The organism is Rhodobacter sp. P2_H5 (assembly GCF_056403335.1).
Window position 1 is genome coordinate 103,490 of sequence record NZ_JBFUFS010000014.1, and the last position, 6,234, is coordinate 109,723.

Genomic DNA, 6,234 nt, shown 5'->3' on the forward strand with positions numbered 1-6,234 from the left:
GAAGAGCCGGCGTTTCATGGCGGCTTTGCGTGCAGTTGCGACTTTTTCTTGCGCAAGGGTGAAACAATATTGCGCAAAACCGGGTATCGGCATACGAAAGTGCAGAATTGAAGGAGCGCCCCATGGCCGTGACGAAACTCGACCCGATTGACCGCAAGATTCTGGCCGAATTGCAGGGCGATGGGCGGATGACCAATGTGGAGCTGGCCAGCCGGGTCGGAATCTCGGCCCCGCCCTGCCTGCGCCGGGTCAGGACGCTGGAGGAGGCAGGCTATATCCGCGGCTACCACGCCGACATCGACGCGCGCGAAATGGGGTTCGAGGTGCAGGTCTTTGCCATGGTGCGGCTGTCGAGCCAGGCCGAGGCGGATCTCGCCACCTTCGAGGCGCGCTGCCGGGCCTGGCCGCTGGTCCGCGAATGCCACATGCTGAACGGCGAGATCGACTTCATCCTGAAATGCGTGGCGCCCGATCTGTCGACCTTCCAGAACTTTCTGACCGAGCAGTTGCTGAAGGCCGAGAACGTGGCCAATGTGAAGACCTCGCTGGTGATCCGCTGCGCCAAGGACGAGCCTGGCCTGCCCTTCGACGTGCTGGAAGCGCGTTTGGCGCGCAGCGCCTGATTTTTCGCAGAAAAATCGCCCTGACCCGCCAGAAGAACGATTTTTCTGCGAAAAATCGGCGCCTCCGGCGGGAGTATTTGGGCAAAGCGCAAATCAGAGGGTGACGCGGATCTCGATCATCCGGGGGCCGTTGCAGGGTTGCGACAGGGCCCAGTGCAGCACGTCGGGTTCTTGCGGCACCGAGGTGAAGGGCAGGTCGCAGGCCGCCGCGAAGGGTTCCATCCGCAGGGGCGAGGGGTGGCAGCCGATGATCTCGGTATTGGCGCCGCGCATGGCTTCAGCGATTTCGCGGAAGGCGGCGTTGTTCCAGACCACGAAGGTGATGGGCAGGCGTTCGTCGACCGCGGTGCGTAGCTCGCCGGGCGAGAATTGCAGGCCGCCGTCGCCGATCAGGCAGACGACCTGGGTGCCGGGTGCTGCCATGGCGGCGCCGACCGCGGCGCCGGGGCCGAAGCCGAGTGCGCCGAAGCCCGTGGCGGCGTTGAACCAGCCGCCGGGCAGGTCGTGGTCGTAGTAGAGGTTTCCGGCATAGACCGGCTGGGTGCTGTCGCCGACGATCAGCGCACGCGGCAGGGCGGCGCGGATTGCCTCGACCATCTCCAGCTGGCCGGGCATGGTGGCTGCCAGGTCGCCCAGGATGGCGCGGGCGGCCTTGCGAGTCTGTTCGGCGCGGGCGCTGCCCTCGGCCTGGCGCGCGGCGAGCATCGGCAGCAGGGCCCGCAGCGTGGCCCCGGCATCGCCCTGCAGGTTCAGCGCGGCGGCATGGCGGGCCAATTGCGCCGCATCGCTGTCGATGCGGATCATGGCCGAGAGGTCGGGCATTCCGTCATCGGCATACATGTCGTAATCGGTCTGGCCGATCTCGGTCCCCACCGCGAGGATCTGGTCGGCGGCGCGGATCAAGTCGCGCACCGGTTCCAGGCTGGGCGAGGCGGGGATGCAGAGCCTGTGGCCATGCAGCATGCCGCGCGCGTTGACGGTCTGGATCACCGGGGCGTCCAGCGCCTCGGCCACCGCCTTCAGCGCGGCCTCCTGGCCCCGCGATCCGCCGCCGGCGAGGATCAGCGGGTGCTGGGCCTGGTTCAGCAGCTCGGCGGCCTTGGTCAGCGCTTCCGCTTTGGGCAGGGCCTTGGGGGCCGGTGCCTCGGGCGCGGGCAGGGCCGCGCAGGGCAGCGGCATCACATCTGTCGGCACTTCGATATGGACCGGGCCGGGGCGGCCGGTGGTCAAGAGGTGAAAGGCCCAGTCCAGCGCCGGGCCGACCTCGTCCGGGCCGGTGATCTGGCGGGTCGGGCACAGCGCGCGGACCATGGCCTGCTGGTCGGGCAATTCGTGCAGCCGGCCCAGACCGCGCCCCAGGCTGTCGCGCCGGTTGACGCCCGAGATCACCAGCACCGGCACCGAATCCTCGCGGCTTTGCCCCATCGCGGTCAGCGCATTGGTCAGCCCCGGCCCGGTGATCACGAAGGCCACCCCCGGCTGGCCCGAGACCCGGGCATAGCCATCGGCCATGAAGGCGCAGCCCTGTTCGTGCCGCGCCGTGACATGGCGGATCTTCGAGCCCGAGAGGCCGCGGTAAAGCTCCACCGTATGCACCCCGGGGATGCCAAAGACGACCCGGACGCCGCGCGCCTCCAGACCTTCGACCAGACGTTCTCCGACGGTGCGCATCTTCAGGAACCTTTCAGTTGACGGGCCGCAAAGGCGGCAATGCGGCGGCAGGCTTCGGTGATCTCGTCGTCCGGGCGGGTCAGGCTGAGCCTCAGCCAGCCGTTCAGCGCCGGGCCGAAGCTTTCGCCGGGCATCACCGCCACGCGTTCCTCCAGCAGAAGCTTGCGGGCGAAATCCTCGCCAGTCAGGCCGGTGGCGCGGATATCGACGACGGTGAACATGCCGGCGCCCGGTTCATGCACATGCAGCGCGTTCTGGCCGTGCAGCGCCGCGCGGATCAGCTGGGCGCGGTGCGCATAGCGTTCCGCCATGCCACGCGCCACCGTCGAGGGTTTGGCGACCGCCAGCGCCGTCATGTCGGCGATGAAGGGCTGGTTGCCGAAGAGCATGGTCTCGGCCACCGGTAACAGCCGCGCGGTGAACTCCCCCGGGCCCACCGCCCAGCCAGAGCGGAAGCCCGGTGCGGCATGGGATTTCGAGATCGAGGAGACCACCACCGTCCGCTCCGCCAGATCGGCCTGATCCAGCGGCGAGGCGAAGCTGCCGTCGCCGAAGATCAGCTCCTCATAAACCTCGTCCGACAGGATCCAGAGGTCGTGCTGGCGCGCCACGCGGCCAAGCGCGCGGATATCCTCGGCGGTCAGCACCGCCCCGGTCGGGTTGTGCGGCGTGTTGAGGAAGAGAACGCGGCTCGCCGGGGTGATGCGGGCCTCGACATCCTCGGCCTGCATCCGAAAGCCGTGTTCGGGGCGCAGGGGTACGGCCACCGCCTTGGCGCCATGGGCCGCGATCACCGCCTCGTAGGTCGCATACATCGGGTCGCCGACCAAGACCTCGTCACCCGGGCCGACCAGCCCGGTCAGCACGGCGTAAAGTGCCGTCTGGGTGCCGGGGAAGGCCATGATCTGGTTGGTCCCGATCGGCCGCCCGCTGCGCCTTGTATAGCGCGTCGACAGGGCGGCGAGCAGCCCCGGCTCGCCCCGCCCGTTGGAATAGGCAAAGCGCCCGGCCTCCAGCGCCTGGCGCATCCGGTCCAGCAGTTCCGGCGGCGGCGGCACGTCAGGCTCGCCGATGGTCAGCGACAGCACCTCTTGCCCGGTCGCGGCCATGGCCCGCGCCATGGCGTGGATCTCCCATTTCGCGCCGCCCAGTCCGGCCAGACGTTCGGTGATGCTGGCATATCTCATGTCCGGGTCTCCTCGGTATATCGGGATCCAAAGTCTGCCTGGATCGGTTCGGACAACAGCAGGTAATGCATCAAATCCACGCCAAGGATCGCCCCGACCGAGCGCACGCCCAGCGTCACGAGTTCCCCGGCGGCAAAGGCCTCGGGCAGGGCGCAGCCCTCCATCCACAAGCCGTCGATCACCGCGTTGCAGGCGATGGCGAGCCGGCGCAGCTGAACCTCGTCGCGGTTGCCCGGCAGGTCGGCGATCAGCGCCTGCAGCCGGTCGCGGAAGCTGAGGTAGGTCTGGGCATGGATCGCGCGCATCGCGGGGTCGCGGTGGGTCTCCTGCAGGAAGGTCGCCCAGAGCACCAGCGCCTCGGGGTCTACGACCGGCGGCTTCAGTGCGGCGGCGACAAAGGCCGCGAGTCGGGCATGCGGGTCGACCGGGGCCGCCTTCAGGACGGCGGTGCTGTCCTCGGTCATCCGCTCCATCAGATGGTGGTAGGCGGCGGCGACAAGCTGTTCTTTGGTCTGGAAATAATGGCGGATCAGCCCCGCCGTCACCCCGGCACGTTGGGCAATCGCCCGCACCGTGGCATTGCGCGCGCCGCCCTCCGCGACCAGCGCCAGCGTGGCCTGCACCAGCGCCTCGCGGCGCTTGTCCTCGCTTTCGCGGCGATAGGGTTTGCGGTCCGCGCTCATCGGAATGCAGCCTTGTTATTCGACTGCATAATTCCTATCCCCAGCRCAGGGCCGCCGCAAGACGGGCCGCATGCGGGCCGGAACTTTCTCTTCAGGGTTGTATTGCGCTCGGCGCGCCAGGGTCAGGGGTAGATCTCGGCCTTGTCGACGCCCCAGATCGCGCTCTTGCGCACCCAGCCCTTTTCGCCATTCACCGCGATGCGGCACCAGTCGGGCAGGCATTGCAACAGCTTGCCGATCACGCCCAGTTCGGACTGATAGACCACATCGGCCTTGTCGTCGGGCTGGCTGTAGGCCTGCGCCATATCCTGCGTCACCAGAACCGAGCGCACCCCCGACAGCAGCGAATAATGGATCCAGCCGCCCGCGCCGTCGACATCCTCGACCCGGCGCCAATGCTCATATTCGGCGGTGATCTTCAAAGGCATCCCCTCGCGGGTGAAAACCCAGTCGATCCGGTGGGTCAGGCCGGGGCCGCGCCGCGCGTTGCCCTCCGAGCCCTTCAGCGTCACGAAGCGCGGGATCGGCAGGTTGGTGACCGTGCCCTTGCCGGGATCATGCGGCTGGTTCGGGTCCTCTTTCAGCGTGCCGTCGCCGTTGATGCCGGGGTCGGTCGCGCCTTCGACCTGCTGTTCCAGCGTGGCCGCGCCGTCCTGCGCCACAGCGGGCCGGACCGGCGCCAAGGCCACAAGCGCAGCCAGAAGCCCTGTCGAAAGGAGGAATGCCTTCATCTCTGTCCTGCGCCGATCTGCCTGAAGCGGCTGCGTCTTGTTGTCCTTGGCCCGGGGTATGGCCCGGTACGGCCTTGTGCGCAGCAGCACTTGGCGTCACTTTGCCACCAATAGGCTGCGATGGGAAGTGAGGGAGCGCATCATGGGATCTGCACGTTTGTCGGTTGTGGTGACACGGCATCTGCCGCCGGTGGTCGAGACGCGGATGAAAGAGTTGTTCGACGTCACCCTGCGCGACCCCGACACGCAAATGACGCGCGAGGAGCTGGCCGCCGCGATGCGCGACTGCGACGTTCTGGTGCCCTCGATCCGCGACCAGATCGACGCCGGGCTGATCGGGCAGGCTGGAACGCGGCTCAAGCTGATCGCCAATTACGGCGCCGGGGTTGATCACATCGACGTGCAGACGGCGCGCAGCCGCGGCATCCTCGTCACCAACACCCCCGGTGTGACGACCGAGGATACCGCCGACATGACCATCGCTCTGATCCTCGCCCTGACCCGCCGCATCCCCGAGGGGCTGGCCGCGATGCGCACCACCGAATGGCAGGGCTGGTCGCCGATGGCTTTCCTTGGCGGCCGTCTGGCCGGGCGCCGCCTTGGCATCCTCGGCATGGGCCGGATCGGTCAGGCCGTGGCGCGCCGCGCCCGGGCCTTCGGCTGTCAGGTCCATTACCACAACCGCCGCCGCGTGCGCCCCGAGATCGAGGCCGAACTGGAGGCCACCTATTGGGAGAGCCTCGACCAGATGGTGTCGCGGATGGACATCATATCGGTCAACTGCCCCTACACGCCCTCGACCTTCCACCTGATGAACGCCCGGCGCCTGAAGCTGATGAAGCCGACCGCCGTCATCGTGAACACCTCGCGCGGCGAGGTAATCGACGAAAACGCCCTGACCCGCGGCTTGCGGGCCGGCGAGCTTGCCGGCGCCGGCCTCGACGTCTACGAGAACGGCCGCCTGAACCCGCGCCTGACCGACCTGCCCAACGTGGTCCTGCTGCCCCACATGGGCTCCGCCACCATCGAGGGAAGGATCGAGATGGGCGAAAAGGTCATCATCAACATCAAGACCTTCGCCGACGGCCACCGCCCGCCGGATCAGGTCGTGCCGGGGATGCTGTAAGCCAAGATTTTTCGGCGAAAAATCTTCAGCGCGAATTTTCTGCGAAGGGTCTTGACTAGCATAGAGCCAGAAAACTGGCGCAATGCTATGAAAAGGCTTATGAATCGCTACGCAAAAAGTTCGAAACTTTCTGAAGCCCAATTTCGGGCCTTCATCAGGCTCGTCGCGGCCGATCTCACGGCCAGTCAGATCGCGCAGGTCAGCGGCCTCAAC

General features: G+C 67.3%; 6 protein-coding genes. 2 read left to right on the forward strand and 4 right to left on the reverse strand.

The genetic code is table 11. From position 1 onward, the window contains the following. Window positions 1–122: 122 nt before the first annotated feature. Window positions 123–623 (forward strand): Lrp/AsnC family transcriptional regulator, encoded by a 501-nt coding sequence (locus AC1DVR_RS17565; RefSeq protein ID WP_478001899.1) that lies wholly within the window; start codon window positions 123–125, stop codon window positions 621–623. Window positions 624–716: 93 nt separating this feature from the next. Here the strand turns inward: AC1DVR_RS17565 and AC1DVR_RS17570 are convergent, their stop codons facing one another. The 4 genes from AC1DVR_RS17570 to AC1DVR_RS17585 form a co-directional block, all read right to left on the reverse strand. After that, window positions 717–2,294 (reverse strand): 5-guanidino-2-oxopentanoate decarboxylase, encoded by a 1,578-nt coding sequence (locus tag AC1DVR_RS17570; RefSeq protein WP_478001900.1) that lies wholly within the window; start codon window positions 2,292–2,294, stop codon window positions 717–719. A 2-nt stretch (window positions 2,295–2,296) separates the two neighbouring features. Beyond that, on the reverse strand, window positions 2,297–3,481 hold the full coding sequence (locus tag AC1DVR_RS17575) for a pyridoxal phosphate-dependent aminotransferase (protein ID WP_478001901.1): 1,185 nt from the start codon (window positions 3,479–3,481) through the stop codon (window positions 2,297–2,299). After that, on the reverse strand, window positions 3,478–4,164 hold the full coding sequence (locus AC1DVR_RS17580) for a TetR/AcrR family transcriptional regulator (RefSeq protein WP_478001902.1): 687 nt from the start codon (window positions 4,162–4,164) through the stop codon (window positions 3,478–3,480). The genes AC1DVR_RS17575 and AC1DVR_RS17580 overlap by 4 nt, the downstream gene beginning before the upstream one ends. Window positions 4,165–4,286: 122 nt before the next feature. Continuing rightward, window positions 4,287–4,895, reverse strand: a complete 609-nt coding sequence (locus tag AC1DVR_RS17585) for an SH3 domain-containing protein (RefSeq protein WP_478001903.1) — start codon at window positions 4,893–4,895, stop codon at window positions 4,287–4,289. 142 nt (window positions 4,896–5,037) lie between these two features. On the opposite strand from AC1DVR_RS17585, the gene AC1DVR_RS17590 reads away from it, so the two are divergent. Further along, the gene (locus tag AC1DVR_RS17590; protein WP_478001904.1) at window positions 5,038–6,021 is read left to right on the forward strand and encodes a 2-hydroxyacid dehydrogenase; all 984 of its coding nucleotides are present in this window, start codon (window positions 5,038–5,040) and stop codon (window positions 6,019–6,021) included. The last annotated feature ends 213 nt before the right edge of the window (window positions 6,022–6,234 follow it).